Below are 21369 nucleotides of genomic sequence, written 5' to 3' on the forward strand. Positions count from 1 at the left end.
CGGCCTGATGCAACGCCCCATGCTGCTGCTGGGCCTTCTCGCCCTGGTGCTGATCGTCATCGCCAGCTCGGTCGCGATCGTGCCCGAAACCAAGCAGGCGGTGATCGTCCGCTTCGGTCAGCCGGTGCGTACCTTCAATGTCTATCGCGACAATGAGGAATTCGGGAAGACCGGCGCGGGCCTGATCGCCCGCATTCCGTTTGCCGAACAGATCGTATGGGTCGACAAGCGGGTGATCGCGGTCGAGATGGAGCAGCAGCAGGTGCTATCCACCGACCAGCTGCGGCTCGAGGTCGACGCCTATGCCCGCTTCCGCATCGTCGATCCCGAGCGCATGTACGTCTCGGCCGGAAGCGTCGAGCGCGTCGCGGCGGAGCTCCGCCCGATCCTGGGTTCGGCGCTGCGTAACGAGCTCGGCAAGCGCCAGTTCGCCGCCTTGCTGAGCCCCGAACGCGGCGGCATCATGGACCGCATCCAGGCTGGGCTTGATCGCATTGCGGCGCAATACGGCGCGCAGATCGTCGACGTGCAGATCAAGCGCGCCGACCTGCCGCAGGGCACGCCGCTGCAGAGCGCGTTCCAGCGCATGCGCACCGCACGCGAGCAGGAAGCGCGCACGATCACGGCGCAGGGCCAGAAGAACGCCCAGATCATCCGGGCCGAGGCCGATGCATCCGCATCGCGTACCTACGCCAACAGCTTCGGCAAGGATGCGTCCTTCTATGAATTCTACCGCGCGATGCAGAGCTATGAGCGGACGTTCCTGGGAGGATCGGGCGAAACCTCGATCATCCTGTCGCCGAACAACGAATATCTGCGGGAATTTCAGGGTCGGGGGAACCGATAAGAGCCTGGGCGCGTGAATCCGCGCCCATCATTCAATCTGCGTTCAGGCGCGGATTGCAAACCGAATATTGCCATGGCGTGTGCCGGTTTTCCGGCGTTCTGGGGCACGCCGATGGTCGCTTCTTGTAGATGAAGAGGATTTGTACGTGCGATATGCCTATGCAGTGACGTCGGCCCTTTTGCTGGGTGGCAGCGCGATCGTTCTGGCGACGGGCCAGCCGCTGGGCGCGCAGGTGGCGCAGAACGACCAGAGCGCGATGCTCGCCGCAGCCCCCCGTCCCGGCGCGCCGATGAGCTTTGCCGATCTGACCGAGCAGTTGCAGCCCGCGGTGGTCAACATCTCGACGCGCCAGCGCGTGCGCGTGCCCAACAACCCGTTTGCCGGAACCCCGTTCGGCGGCCTTTTCGGCGCACCCGAAGGCGGTGGCGGCGGCACCCGCGAGGCGCAGTCGCTGGGATCGGGCTTCATCATCTCGGCCGATGGCTATGTCGTCACCAACAACCACGTGATCGCCGCCGAAGGCAATGCCTCGGTCGAATCGATCACCGTGACCATGCCCGACGGCACCGAATATCCCGCCCGGCTGATCGGCCGCGATCCGCAGTCCGACCTCGCGGTGCTCAAGATCAGCGGCACCAAGCCCTTCCCGTTCGTGCGCTTCGGCGATTCGACCAAGACCCGCGTCGGCGACTGGATCATCGCGATCGGCAACCCGTTCGGCCTCGGCGGCACGGTGACCTCGGGCATCATCTCGGCGGTCTATCGCAACACCGGCCAGGGCGGCGCCTATGACCGCTATCTGCAGACCGACGCCGCGATCAACCGCGGCAATTCGGGCGGCCCGATGTTCGACCTCAACGGCAATGTCATCGGCATCAACAACGCGATCATCTCGCCCACCGGCGGCAGCGTCGGCATCGGCTTCGCGATTCCCGCAGAGGTCGCAGCGCCCATCGTCGAGAAGCTGCGCAGCGGTTCGGCGATCGAGCGCGGCTATCTCGGCATCGGCATCAACCCGCTGACCGATGATCTCGCCGCATCGCTCGGCCTGCCCAAGCGCCGTGGCGAATTCGTCCAGCGCGTCGAGCCGGGTGAAGCCGCCGAAAAGGCTGGCATCAAGGCGGGCGACGTGGTCGTCTCGGTCGATGGCAAGGATGTTACCCCCGACCAGACGCTGTCGTTCATCGTCGCCAACACCGCGCCGGGCAAGCGCATCCCCGTCGTCGTCATCCGCAATGGCGAGCGGCTGACGCTCAACGCCACCGTGGGCCGCCGTCCGAGCGAGGAAGAGCTCGCCGCGCAGACCTTCAACCCCGAAGCGGCGGAAGACTTCTCCGACCAGGACGAACAGGACAGCGAAACCGCCACCCGCCAGGCGCTGGGCATGGCTGTGACCGAACTGACCCCGCAGATCGCGCGCCAGATCGGCGTGCCGCCCGAGCTCAAGGGCGTGGTCGTCGCGGCGGTCGATCCGTCGGGCGATGCCGCTACCAAGGGCATTCGCCGGGGCGACGTGATCCTCTCGATCAACAACCGCCCGGTCGCCACCTCGGCCGAGGTCGACCGCGTGATCGCCGAGGCACGTTCGGCCAATCGCGAGGCGGTGCTGCTGCGCGTCCAGCGCCGCACCGGCCAGCCGCAGTTCCTGCCTGTGCGCCTGCGCACCAAGTAACGGCGGGATCGATCGTCGAACCAAAGGGGCGGTGCCGCAAGGTGCCGCCCTTTTTGCGTTCGGCCTTCCTCCCCATTTCTCGTCACCCCCGCGAAGGGGGGGTCCCGCTTTCATATGAACCAGCGAGCGCCAAGCGTCATTCCCGCGTTCGCGGGAATGACGATAAAAGCCCCAACACTTCCCGTCCGCGTCAACTTGTCTTGCGCGCGACGCCTTCCTAGTGTGGCCGCGAATGCACCGATTTCCGGGCTATGGAGGAGGATGAAGATGGGCCGTATCGCAATCGTGACTGGCGGGACGCGCGGCATTGGCGAGGCGATCAGCCTGGCGCTCAAGGATGCCGGCGCGCATGTCATCGCCAGCTATGGCGGCAATGACGAGGCGGCAAAGGCCTTTTCCGATCGCACCGGAATCGCGGTGCAGAAATGGGATGTGGGCGATCACCAGCAGAGCATGGACGCGGTCGCCAGGATCGAGGCGGATCATGGCCCGGTCGACATCCTGGTCAACAACGCCGGCATCACCCGTGATGCCACGATGATGAAGATGACCTGGGAACAGTGGGACGAAGTGATTCGCGTCGACCTGTCCGGCTGTTTCAACATGGCCAAGGCGTGCTTCCCCGGCATGCGCACGCGTGGCTGGGGTCGCATCGTCAATATCGGCTCGGTCAACGGCCAGGGCGGGCAGATCGGCCAGGTCAACTATGCCGCCGCCAAGTCGGGCATCCACGGCTTCACCAAGTCGCTGGCGATGGAAGGCGCGAAATATGGCGTCACCGCGAACGCGATCGCGCCGGGCTATATCGCGACCGAAATGCTCTCGACCATTCCGCAGAACGTGATGGACAAGATCGTCGCGCAGATCCCGGTCGGACGGCTTGGCCAGGCTGAGGAAATCGCGCGCGGCGTTGTGTTCCTGACCGCCGAAGAGGCCGCGTTCATCACCGGATCGACGCTGTCGATCAACGGCGGCCAGCACATGTACTGATTTGGCTAGCAACCAGCAAAGGGGCCGCGCCGGGATGCCGTCGCGGCCCTTTTTGCGTCAGTTGCGCGCGAACATCCCTGCGATCAGCCCGCGCTTGCCGCCGCCCGATTTGAGCACGTTGCGGCGGAACAGCTTTGCCCCGAAGCGGATCAGCAGCAGCACCCAGAAGGCCTGCCAGCCAAGCGCGAGCAAGTGCTGCCACAGCAGTTCCTGCTGCGCCGCGCGCGCCAGCATCGCGAAGGGCGAGCTGAACGGGAAGATCGCCGCGACCAGCTCGATCGGCTCGCCCAGCCGGGTGACCGAGAACGAGGCGAGGAAGAAGAACACCAGCTGGCCCATGGTCGCGGGCATCGACAATGTCTGTACCTCGCGCACTGTGCTCGCCATCGATCCGATGCCGAGGAACAGCGAGCCGAGAAGCAGATAGGCCATGGCGAAATAGGCGACGCCCAAAGCCAGGAAGGTGGGCCAGCCGATCGCGGGCATCGGCAATGGCGGCAGGCCATTGGCCGCGAGCAGGATCGCGACGAACGCGAGCGAGGTCCAGCAGGCAATGCCGATCATCGCCATGCCCAGCATCGCGAACAGCTTGCCGAGGAAGATCGCGTCGATCGGCACTGCCGCGGCAAGAATCTCGATGATCTTGTTGGTCTTTTCCTCGACCAGGTTGGACAGCACCATCCCTGCGAGCAGCATGGTGAGCAGCACCAGCAGCGCTTGGCCGACCTGCGCGGTGACCAGCCGGCCCTGCTCGACCGAGCCGCTGCTTTCGGTGACCAGCCGCGTCGCGATCCGCGCCGGGGCGGCGCTATCGCCTTCGCGCGCGCGCTCGACCAGCAGTTCGAGCGGGCCTTTCCACCGCTCGACCTCGTCCTTCGTGCCGATCAGCCTCGGCTCGGCCAGGCTCCCGGTGAGCACGCCCAGATAGCGCGTATCCTCGCCCGATCTGATCACGCTGTCGGGAGCGTCGGTCTGGACCGCGACCAGCACCGGCACGCGCTGTTCGCCCAGCTGCTTTGCCAGGCTGGTGCGCGCCTTGAGCGCGGCGGCGCTGTCGGCCGCATCCATCACCAGCGCGAAGCTGTTCTTGTCGATGTCGCGCGCGACCTGCCCGCCGATGCTGCCCGCCGCGATGCCGATCGCGAGCGGGAAGATCGGGCCCAGGAGGAAGAAGAAGAACGCCTTGGAAAAGATGATCGCGGCAAAGTCGCGCCGGGCGATCACCCAGGAGGCGCGGAGCAATTCAGGCATCGGCGCTCTCCTGCTGCTGGTCTTCCTCGAGCTGGCGTGCGGCATCGGCCCCGGCGATGGCGACAAAGGCATCGTGCAGCCCGGGCCGCTCGATCGACAGCGACTGGATGCCGGCCTCGCCCTCGATCAGCGCGCGCAGCAGCGGCTCGACCCCGGTCTCGGGCAAGGTGAAATGCCAGAAATGCCCCTCAGGCACCGCATCGGCGGGCAGCGCCGCGCGCCAAGGCCCGTCGAGCGCGCGCGTCTCCAGCCGCACCTGCGGGCGCAGCCGGTCGCGGGCTTCGGATACCGATCCGGCAAAGGGCACCTTGCCGCCGGCGATGATCGCGATGCGCTCGCACAGCCGCTCGGCATGCGCGATGACGTGCGTGGAGAAGATCACGGTGACCCCGCGGGCAGCCTGGGCGCGGATCATCCGTTCGAGCTTGGCCTGGTTGAGCGCGTCGAGCCCGGAAAACGGCTCGTCGAGCACGATCAGCTCGGGATCGTGCACCAGAGTGCCGAGCAGTTGCACCGTCTGCGCCATGCCCTTGGAGAGCGTGCGCACCTCCTTGTCCGCCGCCTTGCCCAGGCCATGCTCCTCGAGCATCGCGCGGCCGCGCTTGCGCCCCTCGGCGAGCGGCAGCCCGCGCAGCGCGCCCATGAAGGCGATGGCGTCATAGGCCTTCATCGAAGGGTAGAGCCCGCGCTCCTCGGGCAGATAGCCGACCCGCCGCGCGACATCGAGCGGATGATCGGTGCCGAGCAGGGTGCGCGTCCCCTCGTCGGGATCGACAATGCCGAGCAACATGCGCAGCGTCGTGGTCTTGCCTGCACCATTGGGGCCGAGAATGCCGAAGATGCTGCCGGCGGGAACGGTCAGGTCCACCCCGTCCACCGCGCGCTGCCGCCCGAAAATTTTGACGAGGCCATGCGCTTCGATGGCGTTGGCGGTCACGGGCGATCCTTGCTCAAGCGTCTCTCCGGCGGGCCGTCGCACTTGGTTGCGGCCCGCCAATCGGGTAGCGGATGAGCATGGCGAGCGGCAAGCGAAACCTTGAGGCGGAAATAGCGGCGGAAGCGGCGAAGCTGGGCTTTGCCGATTGCGGCTTTGCGCCCGCGACGCTCGGCCCCGAGAATGCCGCGCGCTTCCAGCAATGGCTCGAGGGTGGATGCCATGGCGACATGCTGTGGATGGAAGGACGCGCCGACCAGCGCGCCGAGCCGAAGGTGCTGTGGAGCGATGTGCGCTCGGTGATCATGCTAGGGATGAGCTATGCGCCGGGACGCGATCCGTTCGCGCTGGCCGAGCATCCCGATCGCGCGCGCATCTCGGTCTATGCGCAAGGCGGCGACTATCACAAGACGGTCAAGTCCGCGCTCAAGGCGCTGGCGCGCTGGATCGTCGAGCAGGCGGATGACGTTCAAGTGAAGGTGTTCGTCGATACCGCGCCGGTGATGGAAAAGCCGCTCGCGATGGCCGCGGGCCTCGGCTGGCAGGGCAAGCATACCAACCTGGTCAGCCGCAGCCATGGCAGCTGGCTGTTCCTCGGCGCGGTCTATACCACGCTCGAGCTCGCGCCGAGCGGCGCGGGGCGCGACCGCTGCGGATCGTGCACCGCCTGCCAGACGGTGTGCCCGACCGATGCGTTTCCGGCGCCCTATCGGCTCGATGCCCGTCGCTGCATCTCGTATCTGACGATCGAGCATGCCGGGCCGATTCCGCTCGAGCTGCGCGAAGGCATCGGCAACCATGTGTACGGCTGCGACGATTGCCTCGCGGTCTGCCCGTGGAACAAGTTCGCCGATGCCGCGCACCGCAACCGGGCCTTCCTGCCGCGCGCCGAGCTGGTTGCGCCGTCGCTCGCCGATCTGCTGGCACTCGACGATGCCGGTTTCCGCGCGCTGTTCTCGGGCTCACCGATCAAGCGCAGCGGGCGCGGGCGGATGGTACGCAATGCGGCTGTCGCGGCGGGCAATAGCGGCGATGCGGCGCTGGTCGCGCCGGTCACCGCGCTGCTCGATGATCCCGATCCGGTGGTGCGCGGCGCGGCGGTCTGGGCACTGGGGCGGCTCGATCCGGCGCGGGCGATGGCGGAACGCGCCAACCGGGCAGCGAGCGAATCCGATCCGTCCGTGCAGGCCGAATGGCGGCTTGCCGATGCGCCTCAGCCGGTCTAGGCGCTTTGGCCATCATGCGCCCGCCCTTCGATCATGTCCGCACCTGGATCTTCGATCTGGACAACACGCTCTACCCGGCGGAGACCGACCTGTTCGCGCTGATCGACGAGCGCATGGGGCAATATGTGTCCGAGCTGATGAAGGTCGATCTGGTCGAGGCCCGGCGCATCCAGAAGGATTATTACTACCGGCACGGCACGACGCTGGCGGGTCTCATGCTCGACCATGGCGTCGATCCGCACCATTTCCTCGATTATGTGCACGATATCGACATGGGCCGCGTTTCGCCCTGCTCGATCACCGCGCAGGGCCTGTCTCGGCTGCCGGGGCGCAAGCTCATCTTCACCAATGGCGATGTAAAATATGCGTCGCGCGTGCTCGACCGGCTGGGGCTCGTGGACCAGTTCGAGGCGATCCACGACATTCACGCGACGCAATACCGGCCCAAGCCCGATGCCGCCGCCTATGCGAGCCTGGTCGATGCGCTCGACATCGATCCGGCGTCGGCCCTGTTTGTCGACGATCTGGCGCGCAACCTCAGGCCCGCCAAGCAGCTCGGCATGACCACGGTGTGGATGAACAACGGCTCGGACGGCGGCAATCACGAGCACGATCACGACTATATCGACCATGAAATTACCGCGCTGGGCGAGTGGCTCGCGGCGCTGACCGAGGAGACTTCTGCATGACCGATACCCTGCAAGCCCGTATCGAAGCCGCCTGGGATGGCCGCGACAGCCTCGACACCGGCGCCGACAGCCCCGTGCGCGCCGATGTGGCAGAAGCGCTGAACCTGCTCGACAGCGGTGCGGCGCGCGTCGCCGAGCCCGATGGTCAGGGCGGCTGGCAGGTCAACCAGTGGCTCAAGAAGGCGGTGCTGCTCTCGTTCCGCTTGAACCCGATGGACCTGATCAGCGGCGCGCCGGGCGGCGCGAGCTGGTGGGACAAGGTGCCGAGCAAGTTCGACGGCTGGAGCGCGGACGAATTCAAGGCGGCAGGATTCCGCGCTGTTCCCGGTGCCGTGGCACGCCGCGGTGCGTTCATCGCCAAGGACGCGGTGCTGATGCCCAGCTTCGTCAATATCGGTGCGCATGTCGGCGAAGGCACGATGGTCGATACCTGGGCCACCGTCGGCAGCTGCGCGCAGATCGGTCGCAACGTGCACATCTCGGGCGGCGTCGGCATCGGCGGCGTGCTCGAACCGCTCCAGGCCGGACCGGTGATCATCGAGGACAATTGCTTCATCGGCGCGCGGTCGGAAGTGGCCGAGGGCGTGATCGTCGGCGAGGGCGCGGTGCTCTCGATGGGCGTGTATCTGGGTGCGTCGACCAAGATCGTCGATCGCGCCACCGGCGAGGTGCATTACGGCAAGGTGCCGCCCTATGCGGTGGTCGTGCCCGGCGCGATGCCCGGCAAGCCGCTGCCCGATGGCACGCCGGGCCCCTCGCTCTATTGCGCGGTGATCGTCAAGACCGTGGACGCGCAGACCCGCTCCAAGACGGGCATCAACGAGCTGCTGCGCAGCTGATTGGCCGGGCGGCGCATACGTCCCTCGACTTGGCCCTTTGGCTCAAGTCGAGGGACCAAAAAGCCAAGCTATCCCCCCAGACGCTCGAGCGCCCGATCCTTGCCGATCAGCGGCAGCAGCTCCGCCATGTCGGGGCCATGGTCCATGCCGGTGAGCGCGCGGCGCAGCGGCAGGAACAGCGTCTTGCCCTTGCGTCCGGTGCTCGCTTTCAAGGCCTCGGTCCAGTCCTTCCAGACCGTGGGGCCGAATTCAAGACCTTCCAGAACGCTGCGCGCCTCGGCCAGATAGGCAGCGTCCTCCGGCTCGGGCGCGGGCGCATCGACCGGCCCGGTGATGATCCGCCAGTAATCGCCGACCTCGCCCAGATGCGCGATATTGGGGCGAATCGCATGCCAGATCGCCTCGTCGATCTCCGGCGGGAGCTGGTCGGCGACCAGAGCATGATCGGCGCTGTGGACGAGCTGGCGGTTGATCCGCTCCAGATCCTCCTCGGCAAAGCGCGCGGGCGCGCGGCCGAAGCGCGCGAAATCGAACGTCTCGAGCAGCGCGGCGCGATCATGCAGCGGCTCGACCGGGTCCGAGGTGCCCAGCCGCGCGAGCAGCGCGACGATCGCCTGCGGCAAGATGTGCTTTGCGCGCAGCTCGCCCACGCCCAGCGAGCCGAGCCGCTTCGAGAGCTTGCCCTCCGCGCCGGTCAGCAACGCCTCGTGCGCGAAGCGCGGCGGCGTGCTGCCCAAAGCGGTGAACATCTGCAGCTGGACGGCGGTGTTCGACACATGGTCCTCGCCGCGCACGACATGCGTGATGCCCATATCGACGTCATCGATCGCGGAAGGGAGCATGTAGAGCCAGCTGCCATCGGCGCGGCGGATGACGGGATCGGATAGGCTCGTAGCCTCGAATCTCTGGGGTCCGCGGACCAGGTCGTCCCAGGCGATGGCTTCGTCATGGTCAAGCTTGAACCGCCAGTGCGGTTTCAGCCCCTGCGCCTCCAGATCGGCGCGCTCGGCGTAGCTGAGGTTCAGCGCGGCGCGGTCGTACACCGGGGGCAGGCCGCGCCCGAGCGCGATCTTGCGCTTGAGGTCGAGCTCCTGCGCGGTCTCGTAGCACGGATAGACCCGGCCCGCGTCGCGCAGTCGCTCGAACGCCGCCTCGTACAGCGCGCTGCGCTCGGACTGGCGATATTCGGCATCGGGCGAGAGCCCCAGCCAGGCAAGATCGGCGCGGATGCCGGTGACATATTCCTCGCGGCTGCGCTCGGCATCGGTATCGTCGATGCGCAGGATGAACGTGCCGCCGGTCTTCTTCGCCCACATCCAGTTGTGCAGCGCGGTGCGGATATTGCCGATATGCAGATGCCCGGTGGGGGACGGGGCGAAACGGGTGATGGTCATTATGCAATCAATTCCAGCTTTTCGTGGCGTGCGGCCTTAGCCAGCGCCTTGTCGAGAGTCATCAACGGCGCTTCTGCCCGGATGGCAAGCTCCAGATAGGCCGCATCATAGGCGGTCAGATCATGACGTGCCGCCAGTTCCATGCACGCCCCCCATGCATGCCGGTTCGTGCCGTCGTCCAGATGGATGCGGTAGTCGGAGAGGATGCTCAGTGCTCTTTCGAGCCTTTGGGCATCGATTCGCTTCCGGCGCAGGGCCGTACGGCCAAGGTTCAAAACCTCAAGCCGCCAGTGTTGGGGAACCAGCGCGCGCCCCTCGACCATCACAGGCATAAGTTGCGGCGGAATGTCGGGGGCTTCGTCTGGGAGGATCATCGGGCCGACGACGCTTGCGTCGATGACGCAAAGCTTCAACGCCGACCCTCGTTCTTCCAGGCGATCATCTCCTCGATCGTCGCCGTCTTGCCCTCTGCGCGTAATTCTTCGCGCAATTGCGCGAGAGCCTCCCAGGCCTTGCGCCCGCGCTCCTCGACCTCATCCTGATCGATGATCGGCACCAGCTTGGCAGCGGCCTTGCCGTGACGCGTGATGACGATCTCATCACCCTGCTCGGCAGCTGCGATGAATTCGGACACCTTGTCCTTGAAGATGGCGACGGGCACGTGGCGCATAAGATTCCTTTCGGCCAGAATTCTAGCCGAAAATCGGCGCGGCGTCTACGCCGTCCGGAACCGGTTGGTGATCGGATAGCGCCGGTCGCGGCCGAAATTGCGGATGCCCAGCTTCACCCCCGGCGGGGCCTGGCGGCGCTTGTATTCGGCGAGGTAGAGCAATCGTTCGATCCGCGCGACGGTCGCCTCGTCAAAGCCGCGCGCGACGATCTCGGCGACGCTCAGTTCCTCCTCGACCAGGCCGTGCAGGATCGGGTCGAGGATTTCATAGGGCGGCAGGCTGTCGTCGTCGCGCTGGTCGGGGCGCAGTTCGGCGCTCGGCGGCTTGGTGATGACGCTTTCGGGCATGACCGGGCCATCGGGGCCAAGGCCCAGCGGCGGCTTGTTGGCGTTGCGCCAGCGCGACAGGTCGAACACCGTCAGCTTGTACGCGTCTTTCAGCACATTATAACCGCCCGACATGTCGCCATAGATGGTGGCATAGCCGACGCTCATCTCGCTCTTGTTGCCGGTGGTGAGCAGCATCGGGCCGAACTTGTTGCTCAGCCCCATCAGCGTGACCGCGCGGATACGCGACTGGATATTCTCTTCGGCGAGGTCGGGATCGCGCCCGGCAAAGCTGGGGGCAAGCATCGCATCGAAGGCATCGACCGCCGGCGCGATTCCGATCGTGTCGAGCCGACAGCCGAGCAGCCGTGCGCATTCGGCGGCATCGTCGAGGCTTGCCTGGCTCGTATAACGGCTGGGCAGCATCACGCACCAGACGCGGTCCGCGCCCAGTGCATCGACTGCGACGGCGGCAGACAGCGCGCTGTCGATGCCGCCTGACAGGCCCAGCACCACGCCGGGAAAGCCATTGGAATTCACGTAATCGCGCAAGCCCACGATCATCGCGTGATAGACATCCTGCGGGAACGGATCGAGCGCATGGATTTCGCCCGGCGCGCAATGCCAGCCGCTCTGCGTGCGCGTCCATTCGGTGCGCACCGTCGCGGCCTCCCAGTCGGGCAGCTGATGGGCCAGCGATCCATCGGCGTTGAGCACGAACGACGCGCCATCGAACACGAGCTCGTCCTGCCCGCCGATACGGTTGAGGAACACCAGCGGCAGCCCGGTTTCGGCGACGCGGGCGCGGGCGACATTGTGCAGGCGGCGGTCGTCCTTCTCGATCTCGTAAGGGCTGCCATGCGGCGCGATCAGCAGCTCAGCCCCCATCGCCTTCAGATGGCCGCATACCCTGGGGAACCAGATGTCCTCGCACAGCGGCAGGCCCAGCAGCACGCCGCGGAACGGCACCGGTGATTGCAGCGGGGCCGAGGCGAACAGCCGCTTCTCGTCGAACGTGCCATAGTTCGGCAGCTCGTGCTTCAGCCGCACCGCCGCGATCTGCCCGCCGTCGAGCAGCGCGATTCCGTTGTACAGCGCGCCCTCGCGCTGGAAGACGCTGCCCACCAGCATGGCCGGACCGCCATCGGCCGTGGCCGCTGCGAGCCGCTCGAGCTGCTCCTGCGCGCGGGCGATCAGCGCCGGTTTCAGCACCAGGTCTTCGGGCGGATAGCCGATCAGCTGCAACTCGGGAAAGACGACAAGGTCGCAATCCTGCGCCTCGGCGCGCGCCTGCAGCATCGCATCGGCATTGCGTGCCAGATCGCCCATGGTCTGCCTGCACTGGACAAGCGTGATGATAAGCCGGTCGGTCATGGCTGCGGGATAGGGGCTGGCCAGGGGAGCGGCAACAGCTTTTGATGGGAAGGGGCGAGCCGCCGCCTGCATTTCATCAAAGTTTCATCTTCCGGTTTGCGGACCATCTGGCTAAGGCGGGCGCGATCAAGGCAACGGGGAAGCCACATGAAAATCCTTTCCGGCAACAGCAATCTGCCGCTGGCGCGTTCCATCGCCGCCTATCTGGAAATGCCGCTGACCGATGCCAGCGTGCGCCGCTTTGCCGACGAGGAAATCTTCGTCGAGATTCACGAGAATGTGCGCGGCGAGGATGTGTTCGTCATCCAGTCGACCGGCTATCCCGCCAACGACAATCTGATGGAACTGCTGATCTGCATCGATGCGCTGAAACGGGCTTCGGCGCGGCGCATCACCGCGGTGATCCCCTATTTCGGCTATGCCCGGCAAGACCGCAAGCCGGGGCCGCGCACCCCGATCTCGGCCAAGCTGGTCGCCAACCTCATCACCGTGGCAGGCGCCGACCGCGTGCTGTCGGTCGATCTCCACGCCGGGCAGATCCAGGGCTTTTTCGATATCCCCACCGACAACCTCTATGCCGCGCCGGTGATGGCGGCGGACATCCAGGCGCGGTTCGGTGAGCACAAGCTGATGGTCGTCTCGCCCGACGTGGGTGGCGTGGTGCGCGCGCGTGCGCTCGCCAAGCGCCTCGACAACGCGCCGCTGGCGATCGTCGACAAGCGCCGCGAGCGCCCGGGCGAATCGGAAGTGATGAACATCATCGGCAATGTCGAGGGGCGCTTCTGCATCCTGATCGATGATATCGTCGACTCGGGCGGCACCCTGTGCAACGCGGCCCAGGCGCTCAAGGATGCGGGCGCGGTCGATGTGGTCAGCTATGTGACGCACGGCGTGCTCTCGGGCGGCGCCGTGGCACGCGTCAACAACAGCTCGTTGAAAGAGCTGGTGATCACCGATTCGATCCAGGCGACCGAGGCGGTTACCGAATCGAGCCGTATCCGCAGCCTGCCGATGGCGGCGCTGATCGGCGAGGCGATCCGCCGCATCGCCGACGAAAGCTCGGTCTCCAGCCTGTTCGACTGATCGGCCGATGCGCCCGAGCCTGCCCGTGCTGATCGCGCTGGCAGCGGGGCTCGGCGCTTGCGCTTCTCCCGGTTCTCAGGGTGTCGCGGTCTATCAGTCCGCGCCCGGCATAACCGAAGTCCTGTCCGGGCCGATCCAGGCCGCGCCGGGGCATCATCTGGTGACCGGCGATCTGAACATTCCCGCCAATGCCCCGATCCCGCGCCATTATCACCATGGCGAGGAATTTCTCTACATTTTGGGCGGCAGCACGGTGATCGTGCGCGAAGGGCTCGGCGAAATGACGCTGATGCCCGGTCAGGGCGTGCGCATAGCGCCGGGCACGGTGCATTGGGGCAAGGCGGGGCCCAAAGGCCTGCGCGCGGTTTCGAGCTGGGTCGTGCCCGATGGCCAGCCGCTGCGCGTGGCCGTGCCCGATCAGCCGGGCGGGGCGCATTGAGCGACTTTCTCGGCCGGTATCTCGCGCGGCTGGGGCTGGCGCAGCGGCCAGCGGCCGATCTCGCCGGGCTCGATGCGTTGCTCTGGGCGCAGCGGCTCGCCATTCCCTATGATGCGCTCGATGCGCGGCTCGGGCGCGGGGTGGATATCGCGCCCGAGGCGATTGCTGCCAAGCTGCTCTCCGGCACGCGCGGCGGCTATTGCTTCGAGCTCAACCCGCTGTTCCAGCGCGGGCTCGAAGCGCTGGGCTTCCGAGTCGATCCGCTGCTCGCCCGCGTCTGGTTCCGCCAGCAGCCGGGCGACCCGGTGCCGCCGCGCACGCACATCGTACTGGCCGTGTCGCTGGAGGGTGAACGCTGGCTCGCCGATGCGGGCTTTGGCGGCGGGCATGTGCCCGCGATGCGTCTGGCCGATGGCGCGGAGGCGGCGGGCAATGACGGTTCGGTCCACCGGCTGCGCCATGATGACGCATTCGGCTGGATGCTCGAACGGCATTTCGGCGGCGAGGTCCGCCCGCAATACAGCTTCACCGACGAGCTTGCCCAGCCTGCCGATCTGGCCATGTCGAACCACTGGACCGCGACCTCGCCCGAATCGCGCTTCATCCGCAACGTGCTGGTCAGCCAGGTGACGCGCGACGGGCTCAAGTCGATCACCAACGACCAGTTCAGCGTCCAGCGCGGGGCGGAGAGCGAGCGGATGCCGATTGCCGGTACGGCCGCGATGCGCGCACTGCTGGCGGACGAATTCGGCATCCTGCTGTCCGACGCCGAGGTGGCGGCGCTCGGCCTGTTCTGACGCCATCGCCTCTGGCCAAGCGCTCCGCCAGCCCCTAGCTAGACCATCATGATACACAGCAAGGATATCGAGCTCGCGCAGCGGCTCGCCGATGCGGCGGGGGAGGCGATCCGCCCCTTTTACCGCGCCGATTTCACTACCGACCGCAAGGCCGATGCCTCGCCTGTAACCGAGGCCGACCGCGCCGCCGAGGCCGCGATGCGCGCGATCCTCGATGCCGAGGCCCCGCGCGACGGCGTGATCGGCGAGGAATATGGCGAGAAACCCGGAACGACGGGACGCGTCTGGGTGCTCGATCCGATCGACGGAACGACGAGCTTCATCGCCGGCCGCCCGATCTTCGGGACGCTCATCGCGCTGATTTCGGACGAATGGCCGGTGCTCGGCGTGATCGACCAGCCGATCGGGCGCGAGCGCTGGGTGGGCGCGACCGGGCGCGGCACGACGTTCAACGGCAGGCCGGTCAAGGCGCGTCTCTGCCCCGAGATCGGCGATGCCGTGCTCGCCACCACCAGCCCGCACCTGTTCAGCGATCATGACGCGATGCATTTCATGGCGCTCGCCAAGCAGTGCGACACCCGGCGGCTGATCTGGGGCGGCGATTGCTATAATTACGCGCTGGTCGCGCAGGGCTCGGTCGATCTGGTCTGCGAAAGCGGCCTGAAACTGCACGATTTCGCCGCGCTCGTCCCCGTGGTCGAGGGCGCGGGCGGACATATGTGCGACTGGAACGGCGATCCGCTGCACAAGGGCAGCGACGGGCGCGTCGTCGCGATGGGCGATCCGGCACGACTGGAAGACGTGCTGGAAGCCCTGGCGCAGCACGACCACTGAACGCAATATCCCCCGCCCCGCCGTGTCCAGTCGGCGGGGCAGGGGAGTATCGGCGCCCCAACAGGGGGCGGGGCGCCGACGCTTAGCGACCGGCGCTTGCGACCTGCTTCGCGCCCGTCATCCGGGTATTGTCGTCGATGAGCTTGAGCGCTTCGGCTGTGCCCTTAGCCTCGGTCAGCTTGCCCTCGACAATCTCGTCGGCGATGGTCAGCAACCGCGCGCTGATGATGGTGCCGGCCTGCGCTTCCTCCTGGATGGCAATGCCGCCCTTGGTCGCCGCCACCTTGTCCCACCCGGCGCGGACCGCAGCCCAATAGCCCTTGGTGGCGGCCCAGTAATCGTCTGCGGCCTTGACGTTATAGCCGTCGAACTTGGTATAGGTATTGAGCACATATTCCTGGACGATCGGCTGCAGGCGGCCGTCCTTCATGCCCATCTTGATATTGTCCTGCCAGTGGACCCAGCCATCGGGGGTGGGCTGGTGGCGATTGATCGCATAATAGCGGTCGTACACGGGATTGCGCACCGCATCGCGCCGGGCGAGCGGTCGCCAGGTCCAGTTGGAACGCCAACGGCGAAGGCCGCCCTGCTGCTCGAACTGGCCCCAGCCGGCATAGCGCGGGCTGTCATCCACCTGCCAGACGGTCTGCGACCAGCGCCCGCGGCGCATCTTCTCGGGCACGTCCTCCCAGGTCCAGGCATTGCGGTCCGAATAGACCAGCACCCGGGCGGGCTCGTATTCCCAGTCCTGCCGCCAGTGCTTGGTGATATGCGGCTTGCCGTCGATCTCGCTGACCAGGATATGCTGCAGCACGATGCGGCGGCCGCTATCCTCGATCACGCGCACGACCTCATGCCCGCCCGAAATCTTGCGGTCGAGCGGGGCGTAGCCGCTCTGCCAGGGCGTCGCTTCCTGCATGTCGAAGCGCACCTTGAAATTGCCCGCCATCGCCAGAATGTCGGCGCGATCGGCCTCGAACGCGGCGGCTTCTTCTTGGGCGGGCCGTTCGGCGATCGGCGGATGGGCAAGCGCGGACGTGGAAGCCAGCGCGAACAGGCTGGCAGCAGCAAGCGAGACGATCTTTCTGTGCATGATCAAGACCCCTGTTTTGATTGATAACGGTATTGCGAATCAGAAGCGATAAGTCAACGAGACACTGCCGTTGCGGCCCGGCTGGGTAAAGGCATCGGCGATGGTGGTGTTGCTGGCGAGGCCGCGCACATCGGACCACCAGGCGTATTTGGCGTTGGTGAGGTTGAACAGGCCCGCGCGCAGCGTCACCGGGCCCAGCGCGACGAATGCCGTCGCGTCGAGGATGGTGAACGCCTCGGGCCGGAAGCACGACGGGGTGCACACGCCCGCACTGCGCGCCTCGGACTTTCGCGCGCTGTGCGTGGCGATCAGCTGCCCGCCGAACCGGCCCTGCGGGTCGCGCCAGCCGATTCCCGCGACCAGCTTCAAGGGATCGACCGTGGCGAGCGGCATGCGGGTGTTCGCCTGCGGATCGATGACGTCACCCTTGGCGTAGGACAGGGCCAGCTGCCCGTTGAGGCCGCCCTTGTCGCGCAGTTCGAGCCGCGCCTCGGCGCCTTCGACCTTTACCCGGTCGAGATTGATGAACTGGAAGATCGCGGGATTATTCGGCGTGAAGCCGCCACCCACGACCTCCTGGCTGATGAAGTCCTTGTAGCGCGCGCTGAACGCGGTGGCGCTGAGGCTCACGGCTTCGCTGGTAAAGCGGATGCCGCCTTCGATGCTCTCGCTGCGCTCCGGCCCCAGATCGGCATTGGGGCGCGAAGTATAGCCTTGTGCCAGATTCTCGAAGAACTGGTTGACCTGGGAGGGCTCGGGGGCGCGGAAGCCCTGGGCATAATTTGCGAACAGCCGCACCTCGCTGTTCAGCTTCAGCACCGCGCCCATTTTGGGGCTCAGCCGGCTGCCCGACTGGCCGGTGGTGACGAAGGTCGCCGGGAGCAGCGGATCGTTCTGGGGTGAGAGCTTGTAATGATCGAACCGCAGCGCAGGGAACAGGGTGAGTGGCCCCATGCTGATCTCGTCGCCGATGAACAGACCGGCGAGCGTGTAATCGGTCACCGGAAAGGCGGAGGACGGGAAGCGCTCGCCCGCTGGCGGCACGGTGCCGTCGCGCAGCCCCTGCTGCCGGGTAGAGCTCGCATCGCCGCCAAAGACCAGCTTGTGGCTCAAGGGCCCGGTGACGAAGCCTGCGCGCGCTTCGGCGGACAGGCCATAGACGCGGTTGTCGAAGGTGTTGAGCCGGGTGCGATCGGCTAGCGGCGTGCGGTCTTCCTGCGTGAACTGGCGGTCCTTGGCCGATTGCCAGTACAGGCTGGCCCGCGCCATCTCGAGCGTGCCGGTGCCTTCCCAGATCCAGTCGCCCGCTACCCGCCAGCGCTTGCCGCTGTCGCGCGCCACCAGATTGTCGACGCTCGCCGAGCGGCCCGAGAGCAGATCGGTGACCATGCGGTTGTCGAGATATTCGCCGGTCAGCCGGACCTTGTGGCCACCGGCGGGATCCCAGACCAGCCGCGCGGTGGCGGCATTGCTGTGCCCATCCTGCGGATTGGGCGTGGTCCGATTGGCCCCGAGCACATCGTTAGTGCCGCGGTTCTCCAGCTCCTGAAAATCGCGCCGCGTATAGGCGACCATCGCCGAGAGCTCGCCGCTGCGTCCAGCCAGGATCGCGGTTTCGGCAAATTCGTTGTCGGCGCTGGCATATTGGCCACGCACCAGCCCGGCGACCGACTGGCCCTTCAATATGTCCTCGGGGTCGCTCAGCGTGAAGCTGACCGCACCCGCCAGGCCGTCGCTGCCGTAGAGCGCGGAGGCCGGACCGCGCAGGATCTCGACCGATTTGACCAGCCCGATATCGACCGAATCCCCTCGGCCCACGCTTTGCGCGCCGAAGCTGAAGCCCATCGGCATGCGCACGCCATCGACCTGGATCAGCACGCGGTTGCCGCCGATGCCGCGAATGGTGAAATCCTCGTTGCCCGCGCGGCCGGTGCTGCCGAGCGCCGCACCGAACCGCGCGGGCTGACGGCGGACGCTGACACCGGGCTCGAAGCGCACCAGATCCTTGATGTCGGTCGCCAGCTCGTCGGCAATTTCCTCGTCGGTCTTCGCCGAAATGGTGGCAGGGGCCTCGTCGATGGTGATGGGCGTGCGCGTGGCGGAGACCACGATGGTGCGCCCGTCGGCAGCCTCGGCCTCGTCGAGCGTTTCGGTCTCTGCGCGCGCCGCCTCGGCGGCGCTGACCTGCAGCTGAGCGGCGGCAAGGCCGATCAGGGCGGCAGAGTTCAACCAGCGGTTCATGGATAATCCCCCAAATGATAATGCAAGCGATTCGCATTAGCCTAATAGGGATTTTGGCTGTTGGGTCAACCTGGCGCATGCAGCCTCAGTCACGTCAGGCGCGCGCGGGCCCGGCCCTCCTTCGGCCCATCGGGATGGTGCTGGGATATTCAGGAGCGAGGGAGGGTAGCCTCTTCGGCCAGTCAGAAGGCCGATCCGTCCTTGCGGCGTTTGTTGCCCGCGCCGTTCTCATGCATGTCGACATCGGGATAATGGCACGGGCCATTGACGCTTTGACCGATCACCAGGAACGCGCAATCTTCGTCGCTTTCGTTGACCAGGCAATGCGCGTTGGGCTCGCCCTTGGGAAAGGCTGCGATGTCGCCCGGCCCAAGAAGGGTGCGGCCGTGGTCGTCGACCAGGACCGCCTGGCCGGACAGGATGACGAGAATCTCGTCCTCGTTCTCGTGCCAGTGTCGCTGGGCAGACCAGGCACCGGGCTTGAGCACGACATGGCTTGCCCCGAAATCGCTGAGCCCCAGCGCGGGGGAGAGGCGGCGATACCAGCGCCCCTGCACGACATCCGCGAGGTGATCGGGATATCCGGTGGCGTTGGTTTGCGGAACCGCTTGCAGGTCGACTTTGGGCATGGCGCGATGTTAGAGCCAGATTTTGATGGAATCAAAAGCTGGCTCTATATTTCTGTTTTGCCGTGATTTCCGAGCCGTGAAATGTTCCATTTCACTCGAAATCACTCAAATGCGCCTGCGACCAACGAGAAAGCCCCGATGACCGATACCGCCACGATTGCCGCCGCCCCGCTGGATCTCGCCAGCCGCCTGATCGCCTGCGAGAGCGTCACGCCCGCCACCGGCGCGGTGTTCGATTGCCTCGAGGCGATGCTCGAGCCGCTGGGCTTTGCCGTCACGCGCTTCGTCTGCGGCGAGGCCCCCGATGGCCCGGTCGAGAATCTGTTCGCGATCCGGCGTCCGCTCGGCGATCCGGGGCGGCATTTCGCCTTTGCCGGGCATCTCGACGTGGTGCCGCCGGGCAAGGGCTGGGCGAGCGATCCGTTCGTGCCGGAGGTGCGCGGGGACCTGCTGCACGGGCGCGGCGCGGTCGACATGAAGGGATCGATTGCGAGCTTCGTCGCCGCGGCTGCCGACATCCCGCGCGAGGCGGGGACGCTGAGCCTGATCATCACCGGCGACGAGGAAGGGCCCGCGATCTACGGCACCCGCGCGCTGATCGACCTGATGCTGCGCGAGGGCACGGTGCCCGACCTGTGCCTGGTGGGCGAGCCAACCTCGGTCAATCGGCTGGGCGACATGGTGAAGATCGGGCGGCGCGGCTCGGTCAACATGTGGATCCGCGTGGCGGGCCAGCAGGGCCATGTCGCCTATCCGCATCTGGCCGACAATCCGATCCCGAAGCTGGTCGCGATCCTCTCGGCGATCGAGGCAGTGGTGCTGGACGAGGGCACCGACTGGTTCCAGCCGAGCAATATCGAGGTGACCGACCTGCATGTCGGCAACCCCGCGCACAATGTCATCCCCGCCGCCGCCGAGGCGCGGATCAGCATCCGCTTCAACGATCTGCACAGCGGCGAATCGCTGATCCAGCGCATTCGCGCGATCGCCGAGCCGCTGGGCGGGACGGTCGAGGCAAAGATTTCGGGCGAAGCCTTCCTCACCCCGCCGGGCGAGCTTTCAGGTCTGATCGTCGACGCGATCCGCGCGGAGACGGGTGTGGAGACGGAGCTGTCGACCACCGGCGGAACGTCCGACGCGCGCTTCCTCTCGCGCATCTGCCCGGTGGTGGAATTCGGCCTGTGCAACGCGACGATGCACAAGCTCGACGAGGCGGTGGCGGTAGCCGACCTGGACGTGCTGGCGCGCATCTACCGCCGCGTGGCGCTCGCCGCGCTGGTGGGGACGAGCTAGAAAGCACGTCATTCCCGCGAACGCGGGAATCCCGCTATCTTTCAACCCGTTGCGCAGAAGCGGGACCCCCGCTTTCGCGGGGGTGACGGTGATGTGGTCTCAGAACCGAGCCCTCAATGCGCGGCGTCGCCGCTCACCCATTCGACCCATTCGGGGAAGAAGACCGGTGCGCGCAGCGACCAGCCCGGAGCAGTGGCAGCCGCCTCGCTGATCGACTGGAGCAGCATCTTGCGCCGTTCGGGCTGGATCTGCGGCAGCGCCGCGGCGGCGCAATAGGCAGACGGCAGCCAGGGGCGCACATCGGCACCGAGCAGGCGTTCGTAGAGGAAGCGGAAGGCGGAGAAGCTCTCGATCCGGCCCTGCGCCAAATCGAACGCCGCCAGCCGCACCAGCAGCGCCATGAAATGCTCGAACCCGTCCTCATGCGGCGCATCGGGCACGTTGCCGCGCAACAGCTTGAGGTCCTGGTAGACCAGATAATGCATGCGGATCGAGGCGGTTTCCTCGGCGTTTCGTGCCCAGCGCTTGAACGCGTCCTCGCGCGCGAGCCCGATATCGAGCGCGCGCTTGATATAGCGCTGTGCCGCGGGTGAGAAGCTCGCGAACTCGCGCAGCTCGGCAAGCGTGAGTGCCGCTGCGGAATTGCCGGATGCCGCGCCGGGATGGCTGGCCATGCCCCATTCTCCTTGCATCGCCACCGCAGAGTCGCCGCGGTGGAACGAGGAAACATGGTCACAAGATGGTTAT

General features: G+C 66.5%; 21 protein-coding genes. 11 read left to right on the forward strand and 10 right to left on the reverse strand.

What is annotated here, in order from left to right; all coding sequences use genetic code 11:
• The first annotated feature begins 7 nt into the window (after nucleotides 1-7).
• The 3 genes from hflC to phbB all read left to right on the forward strand — a co-directional run bounded on the left by hflC (nucleotide 8) and on the right by phbB (nucleotide 3509).
• Nucleotides 8-847 (forward strand): protease modulator HflC, encoded by an 840-nt coding sequence (gene hflC / locus FG486_RS07325; RefSeq protein WP_420542527.1) that lies wholly within the window; start codon nucleotides 8-10, stop codon nucleotides 845-847.
• Between the two features lie 145 nt (nucleotides 848-992).
• Nucleotides 993-2519 (forward strand): Do family serine endopeptidase, encoded by a 1527-nt coding sequence (locus FG486_RS07330; protein ID WP_171007843.1) that lies wholly within the window; start codon nucleotides 993-995, stop codon nucleotides 2517-2519.
• Between the two features lie 267 nt (nucleotides 2520-2786).
• Nucleotides 2787-3509, forward strand: a complete 723-nt coding sequence (gene phbB, locus FG486_RS07335; RefSeq protein WP_066282596.1) for an acetoacetyl-CoA reductase — start codon at nucleotides 2787-2789, stop codon at nucleotides 3507-3509.
• A gap of 57 nt (nucleotides 3510-3566) precedes the next feature.
• Here the strand turns inward: phbB and FG486_RS07340 are convergent, their stop codons facing one another.
• The gene (locus FG486_RS07340; RefSeq protein ID WP_241695655.1) at nucleotides 3567-4760 is read right to left on the reverse strand and encodes an ABC transporter permease; all 1194 of its coding nucleotides are present in this window, start codon (nucleotides 4758-4760) and stop codon (nucleotides 3567-3569) included.
• Nucleotides 4753-5697 (reverse strand): ABC transporter ATP-binding protein, encoded by a 945-nt coding sequence (locus tag FG486_RS07345; protein ID WP_066282568.1) that lies wholly within the window; start codon nucleotides 5695-5697, stop codon nucleotides 4753-4755. The genes FG486_RS07340 and FG486_RS07345 overlap by 8 nt, the downstream gene beginning before the upstream one ends.
• Nucleotides 5698-5774: 77 nt before the next feature.
• Between FG486_RS07345 and queG the strand changes: the two genes are divergently transcribed.
• The 3 genes from queG to dapD are packed head-to-tail and all read left to right on the forward strand — an operon-like array spanning nucleotide 5775 to nucleotide 8448.
• Nucleotides 5775-6920 (forward strand): tRNA epoxyqueuosine(34) reductase QueG, encoded by a 1146-nt coding sequence (gene queG, locus FG486_RS07350; protein ID WP_181267924.1) that lies wholly within the window; start codon nucleotides 5775-5777, stop codon nucleotides 6918-6920.
• A 14-nt stretch (nucleotides 6921-6934) separates the two neighbouring features.
• Nucleotides 6935-7609, forward strand: a complete 675-nt coding sequence (locus FG486_RS07355; RefSeq protein WP_066282605.1) for a pyrimidine 5'-nucleotidase — start codon at nucleotides 6935-6937, stop codon at nucleotides 7607-7609.
• Complete coding sequence (gene dapD / locus FG486_RS07360) at nucleotides 7606-8448, forward strand: 2,3,4,5-tetrahydropyridine-2,6-dicarboxylate N-succinyltransferase (RefSeq protein ID WP_181267080.1); 843 nt, start codon at nucleotides 7606-7608, stop codon at nucleotides 8446-8448. The genes FG486_RS07355 and dapD overlap by 4 nt, the downstream gene beginning before the upstream one ends.
• Before the next feature lie 68 nt (nucleotides 8449-8516).
• Here dapD and gltX read toward each other — a convergent pair whose 3' ends face one another.
• Genes gltX through FG486_RS07380 form a run of 4 tightly spaced genes read right to left on the reverse strand, consistent with a single transcriptional unit; the run spans nucleotide 8517 to nucleotide 12213 of the window.
• Complete coding sequence (gene gltX, locus FG486_RS07365; RefSeq protein ID WP_181267081.1) at nucleotides 8517-9842, reverse strand: glutamate--tRNA ligase; 1326 nt, start codon at nucleotides 9840-9842, stop codon at nucleotides 8517-8519.
• Nucleotides 9842-10255, reverse strand: a complete 414-nt coding sequence (locus tag FG486_RS07370) for a type II toxin-antitoxin system VapC family toxin (RefSeq protein WP_137776193.1) — start codon at nucleotides 10253-10255, stop codon at nucleotides 9842-9844. The genes gltX and FG486_RS07370 overlap by 1 nt, the downstream gene beginning before the upstream one ends.
• Nucleotides 10252-10512, reverse strand: coding sequence for a type II toxin-antitoxin system Phd/YefM family antitoxin (locus FG486_RS07375; protein WP_066282584.1), 261 nt, complete (start codon nucleotides 10510-10512; stop codon nucleotides 10252-10254). Before FG486_RS07375 ends, FG486_RS07370 begins: the two co-directional genes overlap by 4 nt.
• Before the next feature lie 45 nt (nucleotides 10513-10557).
• Nucleotides 10558-12213 carry an NAD+ synthase gene (locus FG486_RS07380; protein WP_181267082.1) on the reverse strand — a complete coding sequence of 552 codons (1656 nt, stop codon included), beginning with the start codon at nucleotides 12211-12213 and terminating at the stop codon, nucleotides 10558-10560.
• A gap of 147 nt (nucleotides 12214-12360) precedes the next feature.
• On the opposite strand from FG486_RS07380, the gene FG486_RS07385 reads away from it, so the two are divergent.
• The 4 genes from FG486_RS07385 to hisN are packed head-to-tail and all read left to right on the forward strand — an operon-like array spanning nucleotide 12361 to nucleotide 15366.
• Nucleotides 12361-13296 (forward strand): ribose-phosphate pyrophosphokinase, encoded by a 936-nt coding sequence (locus tag FG486_RS07385; protein ID WP_137776192.1) that lies wholly within the window; start codon nucleotides 12361-12363, stop codon nucleotides 13294-13296.
• A 7-nt stretch (nucleotides 13297-13303) separates the two neighbouring features.
• The gene (locus tag FG486_RS07390; RefSeq protein WP_181267083.1) at nucleotides 13304-13735 is read left to right on the forward strand and encodes a cupin domain-containing protein; all 432 of its coding nucleotides are present in this window, start codon (nucleotides 13304-13306) and stop codon (nucleotides 13733-13735) included.
• Entirely contained in the window at nucleotides 13732-14532 is an 801-nt protein-coding gene (locus tag FG486_RS07395; protein WP_181267084.1) for an arylamine N-acetyltransferase family protein, read from the forward strand. The genes FG486_RS07390 and FG486_RS07395 overlap by 4 nt, the downstream gene beginning before the upstream one ends.
• Nucleotides 14533-14580: 48 nt before the next feature.
• Entirely contained in the window at nucleotides 14581-15366 is a 786-nt protein-coding gene (hisN, locus tag FG486_RS07400) for a histidinol-phosphatase (RefSeq protein ID WP_181267085.1), read from the forward strand.
• 82 nt (nucleotides 15367-15448) lie between these two features.
• Here the strand turns inward: hisN and FG486_RS07405 are convergent, their stop codons facing one another.
• The 3 genes from FG486_RS07405 to FG486_RS07415 all read right to left on the reverse strand — a co-directional run bounded on the left by FG486_RS07405 (nucleotide 15449) and on the right by FG486_RS07415 (nucleotide 19329).
• Nucleotides 15449-16459, reverse strand: a complete 1011-nt coding sequence (locus FG486_RS07405) for a DUF6607 family protein (protein WP_181267086.1) — start codon at nucleotides 16457-16459, stop codon at nucleotides 15449-15451.
• A 39-nt stretch (nucleotides 16460-16498) separates the two neighbouring features.
• A complete protein-coding gene (locus FG486_RS07410; RefSeq protein WP_181267087.1) occupies nucleotides 16499-18700 on the reverse strand; it encodes a TonB-dependent hemoglobin/transferrin/lactoferrin family receptor in 2202 nt (733 codons plus the stop codon).
• 182 nt (nucleotides 18701-18882) lie between these two features.
• Nucleotides 18883-19329 (reverse strand): cupin domain-containing protein, encoded by a 447-nt coding sequence (locus FG486_RS07415; RefSeq protein WP_181267088.1) that lies wholly within the window; start codon nucleotides 19327-19329, stop codon nucleotides 18883-18885.
• 138 nt (nucleotides 19330-19467) lie between these two features.
• Between FG486_RS07415 and dapE the strand changes: the two genes are divergently transcribed.
• Nucleotides 19468-20622, forward strand: a complete 1155-nt coding sequence (gene dapE, locus FG486_RS07420) for a succinyl-diaminopimelate desuccinylase (protein WP_181267089.1) — start codon at nucleotides 19468-19470, stop codon at nucleotides 20620-20622.
• 113 nt (nucleotides 20623-20735) lie between these two features.
• Here the strand turns inward: dapE and FG486_RS07425 are convergent, their stop codons facing one another.
• Complete coding sequence (locus FG486_RS07425) at nucleotides 20736-21296, reverse strand: hypothetical protein (RefSeq protein ID WP_060977631.1); 561 nt, start codon at nucleotides 21294-21296, stop codon at nucleotides 20736-20738.
• Nucleotides 21297-21369 lie beyond the last annotated feature (73 nt).

The sequence above is a fragment of the Blastomonas ursincola genome (assembly GCF_013607875.1).
GTDB classification, from domain to species: Bacteria; Pseudomonadota; Alphaproteobacteria; order Sphingomonadales; family Sphingomonadaceae; genus Blastomonas; species Blastomonas ursincola.

Excerpts from the sequence above, each read along its gene's own strand:
- hflC (WP_420542527.1), top strand. The coding sequence starts at position 8 with ATGCAACGCCCCATGCTGCTGCTGGGCCTTCTCGCCCTGGTGCTGATC.
- phbB (WP_066282596.1), top strand. The coding sequence starts at position 2,787 with ATGGGCCGTATCGCAATCGTGACTGGCGGGACGCGCGGCATTGGCGAG.
- FG486_RS07340 (WP_241695655.1), bottom strand. The coding sequence starts at position 4,760 with ATGCCTGAATTGCTCCGCGCCTCCTGGGTGATCGCCCGGCGCGACTTT.
- queG (WP_181267924.1), top strand. The coding sequence starts at position 5,775 with ATGGCGAGCGGCAAGCGAAACCTTGAGGCGGAAATAGCGGCGGAAGCG.
- FG486_RS07355 (WP_066282605.1), top strand. The coding sequence starts at position 6,935 with ATGCGCCCGCCCTTCGATCATGTCCGCACCTGGATCTTCGATCTGGAC.
- dapD (WP_181267080.1), top strand. The coding sequence starts at position 7,606 with ATGACCGATACCCTGCAAGCCCGTATCGAAGCCGCCTGGGATGGCCGC.
- gltX (WP_181267081.1), bottom strand. The coding sequence starts at position 9,842 with ATGACCATCACCCGTTTCGCCCCGTCCCCCACCGGGCATCTGCATATC.
- FG486_RS07375 (WP_066282584.1), bottom strand. The coding sequence starts at position 10,512 with ATGCGCCACGTGCCCGTCGCCATCTTCAAGGACAAGGTGTCCGAATTC.
- FG486_RS07380 (WP_181267082.1), bottom strand. The coding sequence starts at position 12,213 with ATGACCGACCGGCTTATCATCACGCTTGTCCAGTGCAGGCAGACCATG.
- FG486_RS07385 (WP_137776192.1), top strand. The coding sequence starts at position 12,361 with ATGAAAATCCTTTCCGGCAACAGCAATCTGCCGCTGGCGCGTTCCATC.
- FG486_RS07390 (WP_181267083.1), top strand. The coding sequence starts at position 13,304 with ATGCGCCCGAGCCTGCCCGTGCTGATCGCGCTGGCAGCGGGGCTCGGC.
- hisN (WP_181267085.1), top strand. The coding sequence starts at position 14,581 with ATGATACACAGCAAGGATATCGAGCTCGCGCAGCGGCTCGCCGATGCG.
- FG486_RS07405 (WP_181267086.1), bottom strand. The coding sequence starts at position 16,459 with ATGCACAGAAAGATCGTCTCGCTTGCTGCTGCCAGCCTGTTCGCGCTG.
- FG486_RS07410 (WP_181267087.1), bottom strand. The coding sequence starts at position 18,700 with ATGAACCGCTGGTTGAACTCTGCCGCCCTGATCGGCCTTGCCGCCGCT.
- FG486_RS07415 (WP_181267088.1), bottom strand. The coding sequence starts at position 19,329 with ATGCCCAAAGTCGACCTGCAAGCGGTTCCGCAAACCAACGCCACCGGA.
- dapE (WP_181267089.1), top strand. The coding sequence starts at position 19,468 with ATGACCGATACCGCCACGATTGCCGCCGCCCCGCTGGATCTCGCCAGC.
- FG486_RS07425 (WP_060977631.1), bottom strand. The coding sequence starts at position 21,296 with ATGGCCAGCCATCCCGGCGCGGCATCCGGCAATTCCGCAGCGGCACTC.